Raw genomic sequence first — 17644 nt, forward strand, 5'->3', positions numbered from 1 at the left:
CGCGTCGGTCATCGGATCTCCTGGGCCGAGAGGGTCCGGCGCAGCCTGCGCCAGCCCGCGACGAGCCCGGTCAGGGCGATGCCGGCCGCCAGGAGGTTCAGGATCCACTGCGCCGCGTCATGGAGCGGGCGGCTGCCGGTGAGCCCGGGCAGGTCGAGGCGGTGCGCCGCGTCGAACAGCCAGCGGTTGATCCGGCCCGAGCGGTCCAGGCGCTGGAGGATGGTCCCGTCCCGGGGATCGACGTGGAGCCAGGTGGCGTCCGGGTCGCCGAACCGCAGGCGCAGCACCGGCAGCGGGCGCGGATCGGACCCGTGCGGGTACCAGTAGAGGTCGTAGGCGGTCATCTCCGCGGCCGCCCGCAGGCCGCCGGGAAGCGCCGGGCCGGCGGCCCGCGCGATCGCGGCCGCGTCGAGGGCCGTGCCGTCATCCGCACGGCGCGCCGAGGCGCTGGCCGGGCCGTCGGCGATGATCCACCACGCGCCGCCGATGGCAACGAAGCGCAGCGCGCGCGTCCCGGGCCCGGCGAAGCCGCGCAGGGCCTCGGCGGTGAGGCCGAGGGCCGCAGGCTGTCCGGCGTAGGCGGCGCCGATGGCGGCGGGCGCCGCGGTCGACGCGAACCAGCGGTTCGGGTTCATCGAGATCCAGCCGCTGAGGATGAAGGTGCTGAGCCCGATCCCGCCCGCGAGGCCGAACAGGTGGTGCCAGCGGGCGAGGCCGCGATAGGGCGTGACGGCCCCGGCCGCGTAGCGCCGCCGGAGGCGCAGGCGCCAGATCCCGATCGCCAGCCCGCTCAGCGCCCCCAGGGCCGCGAAGCCCGACAGCCACAGCAGGACCGTCCGCCACAGCTCCACCCGGGCGCGCAGGGGCGTGAGGTAGATCCAGTGCACCACGGCGCCGACCCAGTTCCAGGCCCGCTCGGACCGGGTCGTGTCGAGGGCGATCGCGCCGGTGACCCGCGAGACGTAGAGCTCGGTCCCCGCCGGGTCCCCGAGGGCGACCTTCAGGAAGGGGCGGAGCGGGTCGTACCGGGCCGTGACGGTCCACTGGTCGCGCTCGACCGGGGTGACGCGGGCATTCGCGAACCCCGAGGCCGCGAGGTGCAGAGCCGCTTCGGGCGTGACGGGCCCGAGCCGCTCACCGGTCCGCGCCGAGACCGTGGCTCGACCGTCGTCGCGGCCGGCGATCCGGTAGACGGGCTCCCCGCCCCGCATCTCCAGGCCGAAGGCGGCCGGCACGCCGCCGAGGCCGGCGGCCCGCAGCGCCGCGTCCGGCCCGACCGCGACGTCCTCCCAGCCGATCGGGGCGAGCCGCGACAGCCGCTCGGCCTCGGTGAGCGCCGGGAACGGCACGTAGAGCATCACCAGCCCGGAGCCGATCCACAGCGCGAAGAACAGCCCCGCGGCGATCCCGGCCCAGCGGTGGAACAGGAGCAGCCAGCGCCGCCCCGCCTTGCCGAGCCGGCGCGGCCGGCTCACCATGTCACCGTGTAGGCGACCTCGACCGAGCGCGGGCGCCCGAGCAGCCAGTTGGTGCCGACCCCGTTCACGGCGTTGCCCGAGATCGCGTAGACCTTGTCGAAGAGGTTGTAGACCCGCACGGACAGGCGCGAGTCCGCCGTCACCTGATGGTCCAGGACCGCGTTCACGAGGTTGTAGGCCGGCCGCCGCGCCGTGTTGCCGAAGTCGCTGTAGACTTGGCCTACGTTCTGCAGCCCGACCCGCGCGGTCCAGTCGCGGGTGACGTCCCAGGTCAGCCAGAGGTTGGCCACGCGCTCGGGCACGTCGATCGGCTGGTTGCCGGCATACGAGACCGTGGCGCCGTTCACCGTCTGGTCGAACCGGTCGTACTGCGCGTGCAGGAGGGCCAGATTGCCGTCGAGCCGCCAGCCCGGCGCGAAGCGCCAGCCGAGCGCCAGCTCGAAGCCCTGCGAGGACTGGCTCCCCACCTGCGTGGACAGCGTCGGCTGGCCCGGGATCGCCGAGATCAGGTTGTCCTTGACGATGCGGTAGCCCGCGACGGTCCATTCCAGGGCGCCGTCGAAGGCCAGCCCCTTGGCGCCGATCTCGACCTGATCGCCGGTCGCGAGCTTGAAGCCGGCCAGCGACTGCGACAGCGTGATCAGGCTGTTCACCGGGTCGGTGGCGAAGCTGTACTGGGCGTAGAGCGCGCTGTCCGGGGTCGGGTTGTAGACGAGGCCGAACCGGTAGCCGAGCGCCCGGTAGGTCTTCTCGAACCGCGATCCCGTCTGCAGGTCCTCCCGATTCAGCGTCGGCACGTCGAGGCGCACGCCGGTGAGGAACGAGAGCGTGTCCGACAGGATCAGCCGATCCTCGGCGAAGACCGAGGCCTGGCTCGTCTGCGTGGCGTAGGCCGGCCGCGCCCGGCCGTTCTGCGGGAAGAAGCCCGGATCGTAGCCGGTGAGCGGGACGCTCGTGGTCTGGTCGAAGTAGAAGTTGTTGGTGTGACGGAAATCGATGTGATTCACGTCGAACCCGGCCACGAACTGGTTTCGCAGGCCGAACAGGTCGCCCCGGAAGGTGGCGTCGAGACGGTCTCCGACCTGCTCCTGGCTGTGGTAGATCTCCAGGTAGTCGCCACGGTCCACGAGCCCGGTGCCGCGGTTGTAGCTGTACTGCTCGACGTCGAGCCAGTGGCGCCGGCTGGTCAGCCGGTAGGCGGTGTTGCGGATCGTGATGTCGGCCGAGGGGGACCACTCGGTCTTGAGCTGGGTCCAGTTGTCGGCCCAGGTGATCTTCGCGTCGCGAACGTTGTAGTTGTTGAACCGGATGAGATCCGGGACCCGTCCCTCGACCAGCGGGGTGCCCCAGTAGCGGGCGGGCTCCTGGTAGCCGAGATCGTGGCTCAGGGTGAAGGCGAGGTCGGCGCTCGGCCGGAACAGCAGCGCGGCGGAGACGGCGAGGTTGCGGAAATCGCCCTCCGGCCGCATCCAGCCGTCGGCGCGGTTGCCGCTGACGTTGAGGCGGTACGCGAAGGTGTCGCCGTACTCCGCCTGACCCAGCGGGCCGCCGGAATCGAGGGCGAGCCGCGCGACCCCGTCGGTGCCGATCACCGCGCGGGCGGCAGTGACCGGCACGAAGACCGGCTTCTTGGGCACCACGTTGATCACGCCGCCGATGGCGCCGTCGCCGTAGAGCACCGAGGACGGCCCGCGCAGCACCTCGATCCGCTCGACGTTCCACGTGTCGAACGGGAAGGTCACGGTGTTGGCGCCGACGTAGAAGCGCGTGCCGTCGTAGAGCTGCTGGATCGAGTTCGGCCCGGCGAAGCCGCGGGACGTGAACGCGCCGTTGCCGTTGCCGGGCGCCGCGATGGTGGTGATGCCGGTCGCGTCCTGGGTCACGGCCTCGGCGATCGTGTCCTGACCGCGCAGCCGCGCGGTCTCGCCCGACACGATGTCGAGGCTGGCCGGGGTCTCCAGCGGCGTCAGGCCGAGGCGGCTCGCGGTGCGGTCGGGCGTGCGCAGGTTGAGGCCGTTCGGCGGCAGGCGGCCCGGGTCGCCGCCCGCGCCCGCTACCGACAGTTCATCGAGGGTGACCGCCTCCTGGGCGGCGGTCGGACCGGTCAGGAGCGCGAGGAGAACGCCGCAGAGCGGGGCCCCCCCGCCGAGGCGGGAGCGATAGGTCGGCAATGACATGGGAGAAGCGGTCCGTGCGCGGCGCGCGCCGGCCCCCGCACCGTAGGCGCATTGTAATAACATTACAACGTGTCGGCCGTCCGGAGGGCCCAGCCGGTGCGGGCGCGCGACGGCGTCCCGGGACAGGGCTCGAGGGGCTCGGGGCGGTGGAGACGGGCATGGGGAACGGCGTCGCGGGCGCGCTTGCTGTGGCACGTCACCGCGAACGAGGCCTCGGCCGCCGCCTCCCCTCGGGACTGGCGGCGCCTCGACACCCGCCAGGACACCCCGCCCGGCGCGTTTCGCGTGTGACCACGGCTGACGGCAGGTCTCCTGGCTCGCGGGTCGCCGCCCTCGCACCGTCTTCCCGGGGTGACCCAGTGACGTGGTGGTGAAGGGCTCGCCGCTTACAGTTGCGGGGGCAGCCGCGGCTTCGGGGCGAACCCCTCACCGCGTTCCCTTTTGATCCCCGAGGGGAACCGTCGCGCGCAGCTTGGCCGTCGCGTGACCGGGCGTCAACCGTGTGTCCGGTTGTTGCCGTGGATCGGCGCGCGCCGCGCCGGTCCGTTGCGGCCGCGCCGATGGCGGCCTAGTCGGTGCGGGATGACGGTCTGGCGGCCCCCTCGGGAGATTCGCGTGAAGGCGCTGGGCCTGCCCCGGCGCGGCAACAGCCTTCTCGCGGCGGAGGTCCGCGCGGATGACGGGCGGCTGAAGGGCGTCCGGCCCCTCGGCGGCAGCGTCGCGTTCGGCGAGCGGGTCGAGGACGCCCTGATCCGGGAGTTCCGGGAGGAGCTCGGCGTCACCGTGTCGGTGCTCGGCGATCCGCGCGTCATGGAGAACATCTTCACGCACGAGGGGCAGGTCGGGCACGAGGTGCTGTTCCTGTTCCCCGTCGCCCTGCCGCCGGGGCGGTTCGACGGGCCGGAGCGCTTCGTCTTCCACGAGGATTCCGGCACAGCCTGCGTGGCGCGGTGGTGCGATCTGGACGGGCTCGACGTGCCGGGCGGTCCGGATCTCTTCCCCGCCGGCCTGAAGGCCCGGCTCCGCGACGCGTGGGACGCGGAGGCCTGACGGGCCGGGGCGGTCCACCGCCTTTGCCGCTCGGCGCGGGCGATGCTACAGCCGGGCAATCCCATCGGTCCGGACGTCCGCGACGCCGCGGCCCATGCGCCCGGACGCTCCGTCCGACGCGGAGACGGGTGCCGGCGGAAGCATGACGACACGACCTCCCAGAAGCGGCGGGCCGACGGGGCGCAAGCCTCAGGCCGGCAAGTTCAGCGCCAGCAAGTTCAAGGGCGGCAAGGCCCAGGCCGACGGCCGTGCCCGCACGGGTCCGCGGACCAGCGCCCGCGACGCCGCCGAGCGCGCCGCCCGCAACCGCGGCGAGGATGCCGGCACCCGCGATCCCTGGGGCGCTCAGGCCGCCGCGGCCCCGGCGCAGGCCCGGCCCCCGAAGCCGCGGCGCGACGCCGCCGCACCGCGCGACGCCGCGACTGCCAAGCCCGGCAGCCGGCCCCCGGCCCGGCGCTCGGCGGCCCCCTCCCCCGATCTTGCCCCCGCGCCCGGTCCGACCCGGCGCGAGCAGCGCGCCGCCGCCTCCGCGACCCTCGCCTCCGGCGTGCAGACCCTGACGGTCGAGCCGGACGAGGCCGGGATGCGGATCGACCGCTTCCTAACCGCCCGCTTCCCGCTCCTGCCCTTCACCCGGGTACAGACCATCGTCCGCAAGGGCGAGTTGCGGGTCGACGGCAAGCGCGCCAAGCCGAACGACCGGCTGGAGCCGGGCATGAGCGTGCGCGTCCCGCCGCTGCGCCTCGACCAGCCCACCGAGCGGCCGCGCAGCCCCGCCCGCGAGCAGGACGACGCCGCCTTCATCCGGTCGCTGATCCTCTACGAGGATGCCGACATGATGATCCTCAACAAGCCCTTCGGCCTCGCCGTCCAGGGCGGTTCGGGGACGGTCCGGCACGTGGACGGCCTGCTCGCCGCCCTCACGGGTCCGGACGGCCAGAAGCCGCGCCTCGTCCACCGCCTGGACAAGGACACGGCCGGGTGCCTGATCATCGCCAAGACCCGGCTCGCCGCCGCGACGCTGGCCAAGAGCTTCCGGTCCCGGGCGGCGCGGAAGATCTACTGGGCGCTCACCGCGGGCGTGCCGCGGGTCCGGCAGGGGCGGGTCTCGACCTACCTCGCCAAGGAGGAGCCCACCGACGCCGACGCGCGGATGCGGGTCGCCAAGCACGGCGACGAGGGCGCGAGCCACGCGCTCACCTACTACGCCATGGTCGATCAGGCCGCCCAGAAGCTGTCCTGGCTGTCGTTCAAGCCGGTCACCGGCCGCACCCATCAGCTGCGCGCCCACGCGGCCCATATCGGCCACCCGATCGTGGGCGACCCGAAATACTTCTCGGTGGAGAACTGGGAGCTGCCGGGCGGCATCCAGAACCGCCTCCACCTGCTCGCCCGGCGGATCGTCATCCCCCATCCGCGCACCGGCAAGCCGGTCGACGTGAGCGCGCCGCTCCCGCCCCACATGGCCCAGAGCTGGAACCTCCTGGGCTTCGACGCCGCCCGCTACGACCCGATCGTCGAGGCCCCGGAGGCCTGAGCCCGCAGCCAGGGCACGATCGCGTCCGCCAGGGCGCCCGGGGCTTCGAGCGGTAGCATGTGGCCCGACCCGTCGATCACCGTCAGGGTCGCGCCCGGGATGCCGTCGCGGAGTTCCCGTGCCTCGTCGAGGCTCCTCAGGGCATCCTGGGCCGCCGCCACGACCAGGGTCGGGCAGCCGATCGCGCCGAGGCGGTCGCCATCGGATTCGCGCGCCTGCCCGGCCTGGCGCAGGAAGACCTCTCCGCCGAGCCGGTCGCCCATCTGCCGGATCCGGCTCAGGAGGGCGCCGTCACCGGCCCGGTCCGGGTGCACCGACTGGAGGATCGCCGACCGGCTGAGGCCCCGGTAGCCCTGCTGGCGGATATGGGCGACCGCGGCGGCCTTCCGGCGCGCCTGGGCGGGCGTGTCGGCGCGCGACGAGGTGGCGACGAGGACCAGAGCGGCCACCCGGTCCGGCACGAGCCGGGCGACCGCGCGGGCGACGTAGCCGCCCATGGAGAAGCCGACGAGCCCGAAGCGCGCCGGCGCCTCCGCGGCGACGCGGCGCGCCATGTCGGCGATGGCCGCGTCCCGGGCGAGGTCGCCGCAGGTGATCGGACCGACTTCGGCGAGGCGTTCACCGATGTCCGACCAGAGGTCGTCATCGGTCATGAAGCCGGGCAGCAGCACGAGGTTCATCGCCGGATCACCCTTCCCGTCCCCCGGATAGCCGTCACGCGAGCGCCCGTCAGCGTCGCGGCATCCCCGGTGAAAGTCGGGCGCGGTCCGAGCGTCCCGTTTGGCGCATGCCTTGGCAACCGGCCGCGCCGCCTCATATGCTGCCCCGCGCCCCGCCGATCCGCCGCGGGGCCTGTTCCCGGCGGTTCGAGACCCTGACACATGAAGCTCGCGATGCTGGCCTGCCTCGCCGCCCTGTGCCTCACCGGGCCGATCGCGCATGCCGCCCCGGGCGAGACGACCAGGGCGGCGCCGACGGCCAACGGCACCCACCCGCCCGAGACCGCGGCCCCACATCCGGCCCCGGCGCCCGCCCCGAGCGCTGCGCCCACGCCGGGCGCGGCGCCCGCGCAGGCCGCCCCGCGCACGGCCAACAGTGCCCGCGCGGAGCGCCGCCGGCGCTCCTACGCGGCCTGCAACCGCGCCTCGCATCAGCGCGGACTGCGCGGCGGCAAGCGCCGGCGCTTCCTGATCCGCTGCCGGCTCGGCTACGAGCGGACCCGGGTCCCCGGCGGCCAGCCCGCCGCGGCCGCGCCGGCCCAGCCGGGCCGGAAGCCGTGACGGCGACCCGGCTCTCTCCACCCGCGCGCTCGGAGCGGCTCTCGGCGCGACTCGCGGCGCGTGGGTCGCGATGAGGCTCGTCGTCTTCGACGTCGACGGCACCCTCGTCGACAGCCAGCACCTGATCGTGGCGGCCCAGGAGGTGGCCTTCGCGGAGAACGGCCTGCCGGCGCCGGGGCGACGGGAGGCCCTGTCTGTCGTGGGTCTGTCGCTGCCGCAGGCCTTCCGGCGCCTGGTCGGCGAGGGCGGCCCGGTCGCGGAACTCTCGGAGAGCTACAAGCAGGCCTACAACCGCCTGCGGCTCGACCCCGCCCACGAGGAGCCCCTGTTCCCCGGCATGGCCGACCTGCTGACCCGCCTGCACGGGCGCTCCGACGTGCTGATCGGCCTCGCCACCGGCAAGTCGCGGCGCGGCGTCGACAGGCTCATCGCGCATTACGGCTGGGCAGGCTGGTTCGCCACCACCCAGAGCGCCGACGACGCGCCGTCGAAGCCGGATCCGACCATGCTGCAGCAGGCGATCCGCGAGGCCGGCTGCGAGCCCGAGGCCACCCTGATGGTCGGCGACACGACCTTCGACATTGCCATGGGCGTGGCGGCCGGCGCGACGGCCGTCGGGGTCGCCTGGGGCTACCACCCGCCGGACGCGCTCTACGGGGCCGGGGCCGTGACGGTCGTCCCGAGCGCCGCCGCGCTGGAGGCGCTGCTCCTGGAGGGGCTCGCGACGGGCGCCTGATGGCGGGAGGCTCGCGCGCGGGGCCGGAAGCGCCTATCTCGCCTCCATGAGCGATCAGACGACAGACTGGCTCGGGCAGCCGAGCGACGGTGACAGGCCGGATCCGGTCCGGGCGGCCCGCGGCCACGCCAAGCCGGCCCTGCCCCACCGCTTCTACAAGGAAGCCGGCTTCTCCGAGGATGCCGACGGATTCCGGCTGACCCTGGACGGACGTCCGGCCAACACGCCGGCCCGCAACCCGCTGCGCCTCCCCAGCCGGACCCTGGCCGAGCGCGTCGCGGCGGAGTGGCAGGCCCAGGACACATCGATCGACCCCGCGCGGATGCCCCTGACCCGGCTGGCCAACACGGCGATCGACGGCGTCACGCCCCGCCTCGCCGAGGTCGCGGCGGATCTCTGCGCCTACGCGGGGACCGATCTCGTGGCCTACCGCGCCGGGGACCCGGAGCGCCTCGTGGCGGCCCAGGCGGAGGCCTGGGATCCGATCCTCGCCTGGGCACGGGACGCGTTCGGTGCGCGGGTGATCCTGAGCGAGGGCGTCATGCACGTCGCGCAGCCGCCCGACACGATCCGGGCGCTCTCCGCGGCCGTGAACGCGGTGACCGACCCGTTCCGGCTGGCGGGCCTGCACACCCTGACCACGCTGACCGGCTCCCTGCTGATCGCCCTGGCAGTTCTCGAGGGCCGGCTGACACCGGCCGAGGCCTGGGCCGCGGCCCACGTGGACGAGACCTATCAGGCCGCCGTCTGGGGGCGCGACGCCGAGGCTGAGGCCCGCCTCGAGGCGCGCCGGACGGAGTTCGATGCGGCCGCCGCCTTCGTGGGGGCCGGCGTCTGAGGCTTGGCCCGCGGTGCGGGGCGGTCGCGCAGATGCAATTGCGCAACAATCCCGCATTCGCGGCGCCCGCGCGGCGCCGGCGGCTGACAAAGCGCGAACATTGTTTTAGGGTCGACGCACATTGTGTTCGAGTCGACGATGCGTGCTGATCAGCCTGTCCGATGCAGTTTTGAAGGCGAGCTGGCTCATCTGATCGCGCCGAAGCAGTCTTCCCGGGATCTGGACGGTCGATACGCCCTGTTCGACGCCCTCTCGGACCTCGAGCGCCGAGCTCAGAGCGGCGGCGCGTCCGATCTGACCTTGCGCAAGATTGCCGAGATCCGGTTCCTGGCGGGGATCCTGCGCGAGTCGGTGCGCCCGTTCCCGATCGCGCCCCTGCGGACGGTGCTGCGCGTGCGCGAACGGATCGACGCGCGCCGCGCGGTCTCCGCCGAAGCCGCGGATCTCGGCGCGGTCTGACGTGGGCGCGGCTCAGGCGGGCTCGGTCAGCGCCGCCTGGATCTTCGCCTCCAGGGCCGCGGGCTTCGTCCCGGGCGCGAACCGGGCGATGACCCGGCCGTCGCGACCCACCAGGAACTTGGTGAAGTTCCACTTCACAGCCCGCGTGCCGAACAGCCCCGCGCGGGCCCGGGTGAGATGGGCGTAGAGCGGGTCGGCGCCCGACCCGTTCACCGCGATCTTGGCGAGCACCGGGAAGCTCACGTCGTAGCGCAGCGCGCAGAAGCTCGCGATCTCGGCGGCGTCGCCCGGCTCCTGCGCGCCGAACTGGTTGCAGGGGAAGCCCAGGACCGTCAGCCCCGCGTCCCGGTGGCGGCGCCAGAGCGCCTCGAGCCCCTCGTATTGCGGTGTGAAGCCGCAGCGGGAGGCCGTGTTCACGATGAGCAACACCTGACCGCGATGCTGCGCGAGCGGGTACGGCGTTCCGTCGGCCGCGGAGACGCGGAAATCGTGTACGGTCGTCATGGCCGATCCCTCGGGCAAACCGGCCGGATCCGCAAGGCTCGCGCGTCGCGACATCGCCTCGACTCGCGACGCGGGGCCGGGATCCCGGCCCCGACACTAACCCCGTATATGGCCGAGCCAGCGCGGGTGGCGTAGTGGGTCCGTCAATCGCGGCGACGAGACTCGGCACGGCCGCGAGTGAGGGGTACCTGCATCCCCCGCCTGGACCCGACCGGGACGTGTGGATGCCGCGCTATCACTTCAACATCCACGACGGATCCACGATCCTGGACGCCGCGGGAACGGAACTGCCGGACTGGCAATCCGCCCGGCTCGAAGCCGTCCGGCGCGCCGGCGACATCCTGAAGCAGGACGCCCAGCGCATCGCCCTCGGCGAGGACTGGCGGATCGAGGTGACGGACCGGACGGGGCTGATCCTGTTCCAGATGACGTTCCTGGTGGTCGAATCCCCGGTCATGCGCAGGCATTCCGGCACCGAGCGCTGAGCGGGCGCCGGTCTGCGAGATCCCGCCGCACGCCCGGCTCAGGCCGGCACCTTCCGGACGTCGAAGCTCGGGCCCTGGGGCGTCATCCGGTCGGTGGTGACGATGCGCTCGTCGGCGCCGACGATCCCGAGGCTGACGTCGCGATCGGGCAGGATGACGGTGGTGCTCTTGTTGACGTGGACCAGCACGTGCCGCCGCAGGGGCACCGAGGCCACGGCCCAGCGCCTGAGCTGCCCGTAATAGGGCTCGCGCCGCCACGCGTTCGCCTGTCCGGGATCGACCTGCACGTTCATGTTGCGGGTGAGCGGGTCGAGGCTCAGGACCATCTTGGCGCGGTCCGGCTTCCATTCCGGGCCGAGCCAGCTCTCCGTCATCCAGAGGCAGTGGAAGGCCCGGCAATGGTCCGGGCGGGTGGCGTGGATGGCGCAGCCCTGGCCCGCCTTCGTGTGGCGGCACCACTGGCCCGCGACGCTCTCGACCGCGGGCACGTCGTAGACCTTGCAGCACAGCGTGCAGGCGCCGCAGGCGCGGCCGGGGGCGGGTTGTGCGACGTAGGCTTCCGGATCGAGCATCTGTGGGGCGCGGCGAGGGTCGGTGCTGGGAGCGGTGCTGACGGCATGCGCCCGGCAACGGCCGGACGCGGATCCTCCGGGCTACCTGCCGGGGCATCGGGTCGGTAGTGTGGCGGCGGTCACCCGCGCACGAGGACCTTGCGAACCATGCTGTCGAACCTCGCGACCCGCGACGTCGAAACCCTCCTCCATCCCTACACCAACCTGTCGACGCACCGGCAGACCGGTCCGCTCGTCCTGGAGCGCGGCGAGGGTGTGCACGTCTACGACACCGAGGGACGCTCCTACATCGAGGGCATGTCAGGCCTGTGGTGCACGGCGCTGGGCTACTCGAACGCGGAACTCGTGGAGGCGGCCCGGGCGCAGATGGCGCGCCTGCCGTTCACGCACCTGTTCTCCGGGCGCAGCCACGATCCGGGCATCGAGCTCGCCGAGACGCTCAAGGAGCTGATGCCGGTCCCGACCTCGAAGATCTTCTTCACCTCTTCCGGGTCGGAGGCCAATGACACGCAGGTCAAGCTGACCTGGTATTACAACAACGCCCTCGGCCGGCCGAAGAAGAAGAAGATCATCGCCCGCCAGAAGGGCTATCACGGCGTCACGGTGGCGAGCGCGTCGATGACCGGGCTCGCCGCGAACCACGCCGACTGGGACCTGCCGCTGCCGGGCTTCCTCCACGTCTCGCCCGCGCACCACTACCGGGGTGCCGAGCCGGGCGAGAGCGAGGAGGCCTACTCGGCGCGCCTCGCCGCCGAGCTGGAGGAGACGATCCTGCGCGAGGGCCCGGACACGGTGGCGGCCTTCATCGCCGAGCCGGTGATGGGCGCGGGCGGCGCGATCGTGCCGCCGCGGGGGTACTTCGCCGCCATCCAGGCGGTGCTGGCGGAGTACGACGTCCGCTTCATCGCCGACGAGGTGATCTGCGGCTTCGGCCGGCTCGGCACGTGGTTCGGCAGCGAGGCGGTGGGCGCCCGGCCCGATTCGATCTCCTTCGCCAAGGCCCTGACCTCGGCCTACATGCCGCTCGGCGGCGTGAGCATCGACGCGCCGCTCTATGAGGCGCTGATCGGCCAGAGCGAGAAGATCGGCACGTTCGGCCACGGCACCACCTATTCCGGGCACCCGGTGGCCGCCGCGGTGGCGCTGAAGGCGATCGAGATCTACCGCCGCGACCGGGTGATCGAGGGGGCGGCCGAGAAGGCGCCGCAGTTCCAGCGCCGGCTGGCGGCCCTGGCCGGGCACGACATCGTGGGCGAGGCCGGCGGGCTCGGGCTGATCGGCGGCCTGGAGATCGTCGCCGACAAGACCACCAAGCGTCAGTACGACCCGAAGAAGGGCGTGGCCGCCCGCTGCGTCGCCTTCGCGCAGGGCGAGGGGCTGATCGTGCGGGCGCTCGCCGGGGACCGCGTCGCCGTCTGCCCGCCGCTGATCATCGCGCCGGACGAGATCGACGCCCTGTTCGACCGGCTCGGCCGGGCGCTGGACCGGACCCGCGACTGGATCCGCGCCGAGGGGCTGGAGGCGATGCCGGGCTGAGGACCTCCGCGCGCGGCGCGGGCGGGGGCAGACCCCGCCCGCGCCGGTCGCCCGCCGCCGTCACACCGCGTCGCGCTGCGCGTCCGGCAGCGCGGCGGCCTGGATCCCCGCCGCGGTCAGCGGCGTGATGCGCAGCGTGGTGATGCGGTTCTTGGCCTTCCGCAGCACCTGGAAGCGGAAGCCGTGGAAGTTGAAGGCCGTCCCCTGGTCCGGGATGGTCCGGGCCTCGTGGATGACGAGGCCGGCGATGGTGGTCGCCTCCTCGTCGGGCAGGTTCCAGTCCATGGCCCGGTTCAGGTCGCGGATCGGCACGCCGCCGTCCACGTTCACCGACCCGTCCCCCTGCGGCCGCACGCCCGAGACCGTGACGTCGTGCTCGTCGGCGATCTCGCCGACGATCTCCTCGAGGATGTCCTCCAGCGTCACGAGCCCCATCACCTCGCCGTACTCGTCGACCACCAGGGCGAAGTGGGTCTTCTTGGTCAGGAAGGCCTTGAGCTGGGCGCGCAGCGACGTCGTGCCCGGCACGAACCACGTCTCGAGCGCCAGCGCCTCGACCTTGAGCCCGGAGGCGTCGCCTCCGGCGGCGTCGAGCGCCCGCAGCAGGTCCTTGGCGTGGAGCACGCCGACGATGTTCTCGGGCGTGCCGCGCCACAGCGGCATGCGGGTGTAAGGCGAGGACAGCACCGCGCGGACGATGTCCTCGGAGGGCTGGTCGGCGTCGATCGCCCGCATCTTGGTGCGGTGGACCATCACGTCGGAGACCGACAGGTCCGAGAGGTCGAGCAGGCCGCCCAGCATGTCGCGCTCGGCCTTGGCGACGCCTCCCTCGCGGTGCATCAGCGCCACCTGCCCGCGCAACTCCTCGGCGGCGGTGAGGATCGACTGGTGCTCGCCGATGGTGACGCCGAACGGCTTCAGCATCACCCGCACCACCTGCTCGATGGCGAGTGCCAGCGGGCCCATGAGCGCCACCGCGAAGGCCACGGGCCGTGCGGTGAGCAGCGCCGCCTTGTCGGGCTTCGAGATCGCCAGCGTCTTCGGCAGCACCTCGGCAAAGACGATGACCAGCACCGACATGCCAACGGTCGCGTAGATCACGCCGCTCTTGCCGAACAGCGCGGTGAGCACGCTGGTGGTGAAGGCCGAGGCGCCGATCGCCACGATGTTGTAGCCGATCAGCATCGCGCCGATGAAGCGCTCGCGGATCGCCAGGATGCGATTGACGATCGCGGCGCGCGGGTCGCCCGCCTGCTCGAGGGCGTGCATCCGGGCCCGCGAGGCGGCCGTGAAGGCGGTCTCCGCGCCCGCGAAGAAGGCCGAGAGCAGCAACGAGATCGCCACGATGCTCGCGGCGAACCACAGGTCGATATGGGTTTCCATCGGGTCCGTCAGGCACGCCTCGAGCGGCTTGTCGGCCGCCCATATAGCGCCTCCCGCGACTTATTGCGCGCCGATCTGGCGCACCGTCCACGTCGCCCAGTAGACGGGTCGCCCGTAGAGGCTCGACGTGTCGCGCCCGGAGGCGGTCGGGGCCAGCCGGTCGAGCCAGGTCAGGAAGCCCGCCTTGTTCGGGTAGATCGCCGGCGTGTCGAGGTTGCCCTCGGCGTCGGTCATCCAGAAATGCGCGCTCCGGTCGTACCGGCCGCTGCCGTCGCCCCCCGAGCGCAGCCCCAGATAGGCGGCGGAGCGGCCCGCCTCCACCGGATCGGCGTAGAGCTTGAGGGCGCCGATCCCGTCGAGGTTAAGGTCGGCCGTGTACTGCAGGCAGATATCCGCCACCGGGCCGCCGGGGGCATTGGCCGGCCGCTGGCACGTGTAGGAGACCGCCCAGCGCTGCATGCCCTTGGCCCGGGCCACCCGCACCAGGGTTCCGGGCGGGAGCGGTCCGGCGATCTTGCGCGCCGTCGACCAGACCTTCGGCCCCGACAGGTCCTGCGCGGTGCGGAGGAACAGCCCGGTGCGGCGCTTCTCGGGGGCGAGGCCGCAATCCTCGGGCAGCACGTCGGTGTAGATGTAGTGATAGGTGCGTTCGACGACGCTGATCGAGCCGGCCAGTCCGTGGGTCTCGAAGGCCGGCGCCGTGCAGGCCGACGTGACCGGCTTGCCCGCCTCGTCGATCACCGCGGCCGGGACGGGCGGATCGCTGCGCCGGCCGCGGCCCGCGCCGGCCTCGAACGGCGTCCAGGCCAGCCCGTAGCCGTCGGCGGTGCGGGTCCGGATCTCGAAGGTCTGGAAGTCGAGGGTGCGCGCCTCGATCTGCACGCGGCGCCGGACGTCGGCCGGACCCGTCGCGGGCGCGTCCTGCTCCGCCTGCCGGCGCCGACGCCGGCCGCGGCGCTCGGGCTCGGCCGCGTCGCCGCCGGTGACGCCCACGCGCTCCTGCCCGAGCAGGAAGACGTAGCTGTAGGCCTCGCCGGCCCAGGTTCGGCCCGTCACGGCGATGGGGTCGCGCGGGCCGATGCCCTCCGCGGACGGCGTCGGCTCGGACCAGCCGCGCGTCCGCGCGCGCTCCTCCGGCAGGTCGACCCAGAACCGGTCGGCCGAGGGCGGCAGCGTCGTGACCAGGGCCTCGACGGTGCGGCCGGTGCGCAGGGCGCCGCCGTCGCGGCTGTCCGTGGCGCGCCGCTCCGGGCAGGGCTCGTCCCGGCGGGACGCCACCGGGGTCTGGCCCTGGAACACGGCCTGGAGTGGGCCGGGCGCCTCGGAGCGGGCGAGCCGCAGGATCTGCACGCCGCGCACGAAGGCGCAGGGCGCCGGCGCGATCAGGACGCCCTCGGCCTCCGAGCCCTCGCGGCAGATCTCGAGCGCGCCGCCCCCGGTCAGGAAGCAGCTCGGCGCGCTGCCCTCGTAGCCCGCGGGCCGGGCCTCGGCGGAGCGCGTCCCGACGAGCGCGGATCCGGCCAGGGCCCAGAGCGCCGCGATGGCCGCGCGGCGCCGGGCCGAGCGCCGGGACGCGGCGTCGCGTGCAGGGGGAATGACGGTATCGGCAGGCGATGTCGTGGCAGTCTTTGCAGAAATCACGTCTATCGCCGATGTCGACCCGGATGTCGGAAAAGTCTCGCAGCCTCTAACTCACGCTCGCTGAGCCGGAAAGTGGCGCGGACCACGCAACCCGCCTTCGGTGGGGACGGGGCGAACCCGGGGCCCGCTCGCCCGTTGTCGCGGCTTGAGGGCCCCGCTGGCCCGACCCTTTCAGCGCCCGGAGATCAGCGCATGGACATCGCCGTCGAAACCGTCACCGACATCGTCACGCGGCTGCGCGCCATCGAGGTGAAGGAGGGCGACACCGACCCGGATTCGGGCTCGAACCCGATCGACGACGGCGCCACCGACGTCCTGGTCTCCGGCACCGACGACGCCACGGAATCCGAGGTCCGGGGCCTGATCGCCGGGCTCGACGACGATTCCCGGGCCGAGCTGCTCGCCCTCCTCTACGTCGGGCGCGGCGACATGGAGCCGGAGGAGTGGAGCGAGGCTGTCCGCTTCGCCCGCGAGCGCGAGGCCGCCGGCGAGGGCGCCGCGCGGGAACTGCTGGGCTCTCCCGACGCCGGCGACCTCCTGGAGGAAGGCCTCGACGCGATGGGGCTCAGCCCCGAACTGCCGCAGGCCTGAGCGCCCGGACGGGGGCCGGTCGCCATGGCCTCGCGCGCGCGCAGGGGTGCCACGAAGGCGCTGCGGGTCCTCACGCGGCCGGTCCGCCGCGCGCAGGGCCATGGCGGCAAGGGCCGCGGCGGGCTCGTGGTCGAGCCCTACCGCGGCTACGGGTCACGGAACGAGGTGTTCCTGATCGGCCGCGTCTTCCGGCAGTCGCCCGGGATTCCCGGCGAGGATCCCGAATCCCTGCGGGCGCAGTGGCGCGATCTGCGCCGCCGCATCGCCCGGCGGACGATCGCCGGCGCGGCCGTCACCGCCCGGTTCGGCGACGACGCCGTGCGGGTCGAGACCGACCGGGACGGCTATTTCCGCGTGCACCTTCACCCGCGCACGCCCCCGGCCGAGACGGGTGACTGGCACGCGGTCGATCTCCTCCTCGACGCCGATCCGCCGATCCCCGCCGAGGGCGCGGTGTTCATCCCGCCCGACCGCTGCCGCTGCGTCGTTGTCAGCGACATCGACGACACGGTCATGCGCACCGGCGTCGCCAACAAGCTCAAGATGCTCTGGCGCCTGTTCGTGGAGGATGCCGAGAGCCGGGTCGCCTTCCCGGGCGTCACCGCACTCTACCGCGCCCTCCACGCGGGCGTCGGCGGCGACGAGGGCAACCCGATGCTCTACGTCTCCCGCGCCCCCTGGGGCCTCTACGAGATGCTGTCGGAGTTCTTCCAGCGCCACGGCATCCCGGCGGGGCCGGTGCTGTTCCTGCGGGAATGGGGCCTGTCCTGGACCCACCCGCTGCCGCGCCGGGCGACCGACCACAAGCAGGCGCTGATCCGGCACATGCTCGCGCTCTACGGCGACCTGCCCTTCGTGCTGATCGGCGACAGCGGTCAGCACGACCCGGAGGTCTACGCGCAGATCGTCGAGGAGAATCCCGGGCGGGTGCTGGCGGTCTACATCCGCAACGTGTCCCGCGGCGCCGCGCGGGTCGAGGAGATCGTCCGGCTCGCCGGCGCCGTCGCCCGGGCCGGATCGAGCCTCGTGCTCGCCGCCGACAGCGTCGCCATGGCCGAGCACGCGGCCGCCATCGGGCTGATCGCCCCCGGGGCGGTGGCCGGCGTGGCGGACGAGCACGCGGCGGCGGCCGAGACCGGGCCGCGTCGCGAGACCGCCCGGATCACGCCGGAGCCGTCGGGCGTCGCCGACTCGGCCGCGGACCCGATCGGGCCGGAGGCGATCGCGGAGGCGCTCGCGGGCGACGGCGCCGTGCCGGCGACCCTGGTGGTCGAGCCGGAGACGCCGGCCGCGCTCCCGCGGCTCGGCGCGTGACCGCGCGGCCGCGATCGTCAGCCGAGCGGCTGGCGCGGCCTGCCGACTCCGATAGGTGTCGGC

General features: G+C 73.4%; 17 protein-coding genes and 1 riboswitch. Of the genes, 10 read left to right on the forward strand and 7 right to left on the reverse strand.

What is annotated here, in order from left to right; translation table 11 throughout:
- Positions 1 to 8 precede the first annotated feature (8 nt).
- Together ACLBXO_RS10915 and ACLBXO_RS10920 are read right to left on the reverse strand one after the other, a co-directional pair.
- Complete coding sequence (locus ACLBXO_RS10915; protein WP_447685390.1) at positions 9 to 1478, reverse strand: PepSY domain-containing protein; 1470 nt, start codon at positions 1476 to 1478, stop codon at positions 9 to 11.
- Positions 1472 to 3655, reverse strand: coding sequence for a TonB-dependent receptor (locus ACLBXO_RS10920; RefSeq protein WP_447685391.1), 2184 nt, complete (start codon positions 3653 to 3655; stop codon positions 1472 to 1474). Before ACLBXO_RS10920 ends, ACLBXO_RS10915 begins: the two co-directional genes overlap by 7 nt.
- A 285-nt stretch (positions 3656 to 3940) precedes the next feature.
- Positions 3941 to 4133: riboswitch (cobalamin riboswitch) on the reverse strand.
- 137 nt (positions 4134 to 4270) lie between these two features.
- On the opposite strand from ACLBXO_RS10920, the gene ACLBXO_RS10925 reads away from it, so the two are divergent.
- Both ACLBXO_RS10925 and ACLBXO_RS10930 read left to right on the forward strand, forming a co-directional pair.
- A complete protein-coding gene (locus tag ACLBXO_RS10925; RefSeq protein ID WP_419539280.1) occupies positions 4271 to 4705 on the forward strand; it encodes an NUDIX hydrolase in 435 nt (144 codons plus the stop codon).
- Between the two features lie 142 nt (positions 4706 to 4847).
- The gene (locus ACLBXO_RS10930) at positions 4848 to 6242 is read left to right on the forward strand and encodes an RluA family pseudouridine synthase (RefSeq protein WP_447685392.1); all 1395 of its coding nucleotides are present in this window, start codon (positions 4848 to 4850) and stop codon (positions 6240 to 6242) included.
- Here the strand turns inward: ACLBXO_RS10930 and ACLBXO_RS10935 are convergent.
- Positions 6209 to 6922, reverse strand: coding sequence for an alpha/beta fold hydrolase (locus ACLBXO_RS10935; RefSeq protein ID WP_331312546.1), 714 nt, complete (start codon positions 6920 to 6922; stop codon positions 6209 to 6211). The two genes, ACLBXO_RS10930 and ACLBXO_RS10935, sit on opposite strands and share 34 nt — an antisense overlap.
- A 201-nt stretch (positions 6923 to 7123) precedes the next feature.
- On the opposite strand from ACLBXO_RS10935, the gene ACLBXO_RS10940 reads away from it, so the two are divergent.
- The 4 genes from ACLBXO_RS10940 (at position 7124) to ACLBXO_RS10955 (ending at position 9555) form a co-directional block, all read left to right on the forward strand.
- Positions 7124 to 7522 carry a hypothetical protein gene (locus ACLBXO_RS10940; RefSeq protein WP_447685393.1) on the forward strand — a complete coding sequence of 133 codons (399 nt, stop codon included), beginning with the start codon at positions 7124 to 7126 and terminating at the stop codon, positions 7520 to 7522.
- 70 nt (positions 7523 to 7592) lie between these two features.
- Positions 7593 to 8258, forward strand: a complete 666-nt coding sequence (locus ACLBXO_RS10945; protein WP_447685394.1) for an HAD-IA family hydrolase — start codon at positions 7593 to 7595, stop codon at positions 8256 to 8258.
- A gap of 46 nt (positions 8259 to 8304) precedes the next feature.
- Positions 8305 to 9096 (forward strand): ATP12 family chaperone protein, encoded by a 792-nt coding sequence (locus ACLBXO_RS10950; RefSeq protein WP_331312545.1) that lies wholly within the window; start codon positions 8305 to 8307, stop codon positions 9094 to 9096.
- Positions 9097 to 9219: 123 nt separating this feature from the next.
- The gene (locus ACLBXO_RS10955; protein ID WP_331312544.1) at positions 9220 to 9555 is read left to right on the forward strand and encodes a hypothetical protein; all 336 of its coding nucleotides are present in this window, start codon (positions 9220 to 9222) and stop codon (positions 9553 to 9555) included.
- A gap of 12 nt (positions 9556 to 9567) precedes the next feature.
- Here ACLBXO_RS10955 and ACLBXO_RS10960 read toward each other — a convergent pair whose 3' ends face one another.
- Positions 9568 to 10059, reverse strand: a complete 492-nt coding sequence (locus ACLBXO_RS10960) for a glutathione peroxidase (RefSeq protein ID WP_331312543.1) — start codon at positions 10057 to 10059, stop codon at positions 9568 to 9570.
- A gap of 224 nt (positions 10060 to 10283) precedes the next feature.
- Between ACLBXO_RS10960 and ACLBXO_RS10965 the strand changes: the two genes are divergently transcribed.
- Positions 10284 to 10544 (forward strand): DUF6894 family protein, encoded by a 261-nt coding sequence (locus tag ACLBXO_RS10965; protein WP_331312542.1) that lies wholly within the window; start codon positions 10284 to 10286, stop codon positions 10542 to 10544.
- 38 nt (positions 10545 to 10582) lie between these two features.
- Here ACLBXO_RS10965 and ACLBXO_RS10970 read toward each other — a convergent pair whose 3' ends face one another.
- A complete protein-coding gene (locus ACLBXO_RS10970) occupies positions 10583 to 11116 on the reverse strand; it encodes a hypothetical protein (protein ID WP_447685395.1) in 534 nt (177 codons plus the stop codon).
- 147 nt (positions 11117 to 11263) lie between these two features.
- Here ACLBXO_RS10970 and ACLBXO_RS10975 point away from each other — a divergent pair, with 147 nt between their 5' ends.
- Positions 11264 to 12652, forward strand: coding sequence for an aminotransferase (locus ACLBXO_RS10975; protein ID WP_447685396.1), 1389 nt, complete (start codon positions 11264 to 11266; stop codon positions 12650 to 12652).
- 60 nt (positions 12653 to 12712) lie between these two features.
- On the opposite strand, the gene ACLBXO_RS10980 is transcribed toward ACLBXO_RS10975, so the two are convergent.
- Positions 12713 to 14035, reverse strand: a complete 1323-nt coding sequence (locus ACLBXO_RS10980) for an HlyC/CorC family transporter (RefSeq protein ID WP_331312539.1) — start codon at positions 14033 to 14035, stop codon at positions 12713 to 12715.
- 60 nt (positions 14036 to 14095) lie between these two features.
- Positions 14096 to 15676 (reverse strand): hypothetical protein, encoded by a 1581-nt coding sequence (locus ACLBXO_RS10985; RefSeq protein ID WP_447685397.1) that lies wholly within the window; start codon positions 15674 to 15676, stop codon positions 14096 to 14098.
- 192 nt (positions 15677 to 15868) lie between these two features.
- On the opposite strand from ACLBXO_RS10985, the gene ACLBXO_RS10990 reads away from it, so the two are divergent.
- Together ACLBXO_RS10990 and ACLBXO_RS10995 are read left to right on the forward strand one after the other, a co-directional pair.
- Positions 15869 to 16267, forward strand: coding sequence for a DUF3775 domain-containing protein (locus ACLBXO_RS10990; protein ID WP_331312536.1), 399 nt, complete (start codon positions 15869 to 15871; stop codon positions 16265 to 16267).
- Positions 16268 to 16291: 24 nt separating this feature from the next.
- Positions 16292 to 17581: an App1 family protein gene (locus tag ACLBXO_RS10995; protein ID WP_447685398.1), complete on the forward strand. Its 1290-nt coding sequence runs from the start codon at positions 16292 to 16294 to the stop codon at positions 17579 to 17581.
- Positions 17582 to 17644: the final 63 nt, after the last annotated feature.

The organism is Methylobacterium sp. C33D, assembly GCF_053345825.1.

What these genes read in the sequence shown, in the direction of transcription:
- ACLBXO_RS10975 (WP_447685396.1), top strand. Translation starts at nt 11,264, where the DNA reads ATGCTGTCGAACCTCGCGACCCGCGACGTCGAAACCCTCCTCCATCCC.
- ACLBXO_RS10940 (WP_447685393.1), top strand. Translation starts at nt 7,124, where the DNA reads ATGAAGCTCGCGATGCTGGCCTGCCTCGCCGCCCTGTGCCTCACCGGG.
- ACLBXO_RS10930 (WP_447685392.1), top strand. Translation starts at nt 4,848, where the DNA reads ATGACGACACGACCTCCCAGAAGCGGCGGGCCGACGGGGCGCAAGCCT.
- ACLBXO_RS10935 (WP_331312546.1), bottom strand. Translation starts at nt 6,922, where the DNA reads ATGAACCTCGTGCTGCTGCCCGGCTTCATGACCGATGACGACCTCTGG.
- ACLBXO_RS10990 (WP_331312536.1), top strand. Translation starts at nt 15,869, where the DNA reads ATGGACATCGCCGTCGAAACCGTCACCGACATCGTCACGCGGCTGCGC.
- ACLBXO_RS10915 (WP_447685390.1), bottom strand. Translation starts at nt 1,478, where the DNA reads ATGGTGAGCCGGCCGCGCCGGCTCGGCAAGGCGGGGCGGCGCTGGCTG.
- ACLBXO_RS10965 (WP_331312542.1), top strand. Translation starts at nt 10,284, where the DNA reads ATGCCGCGCTATCACTTCAACATCCACGACGGATCCACGATCCTGGAC.
- ACLBXO_RS10945 (WP_447685394.1), top strand. Translation starts at nt 7,593, where the DNA reads ATGAGGCTCGTCGTCTTCGACGTCGACGGCACCCTCGTCGACAGCCAG.
- ACLBXO_RS10960 (WP_331312543.1), bottom strand. Translation starts at nt 10,059, where the DNA reads ATGACGACCGTACACGATTTCCGCGTCTCCGCGGCCGACGGAACGCCG.
- ACLBXO_RS10995 (WP_447685398.1), top strand. Translation starts at nt 16,292, where the DNA reads ATGGCCTCGCGCGCGCGCAGGGGTGCCACGAAGGCGCTGCGGGTCCTC.
- ACLBXO_RS10970 (WP_447685395.1), bottom strand. Translation starts at nt 11,116, where the DNA reads ATGCTCGATCCGGAAGCCTACGTCGCACAACCCGCCCCCGGCCGCGCC.
- ACLBXO_RS10920 (WP_447685391.1), bottom strand. Translation starts at nt 3,655, where the DNA reads ATGTCATTGCCGACCTATCGCTCCCGCCTCGGCGGGGGGGCCCCGCTC.
- ACLBXO_RS10980 (WP_331312539.1), bottom strand. Translation starts at nt 14,035, where the DNA reads ATGGAAACCCATATCGACCTGTGGTTCGCCGCGAGCATCGTGGCGATC.
- ACLBXO_RS10950 (WP_331312545.1), top strand. Translation starts at nt 8,305, where the DNA reads ATGAGCGATCAGACGACAGACTGGCTCGGGCAGCCGAGCGACGGTGAC.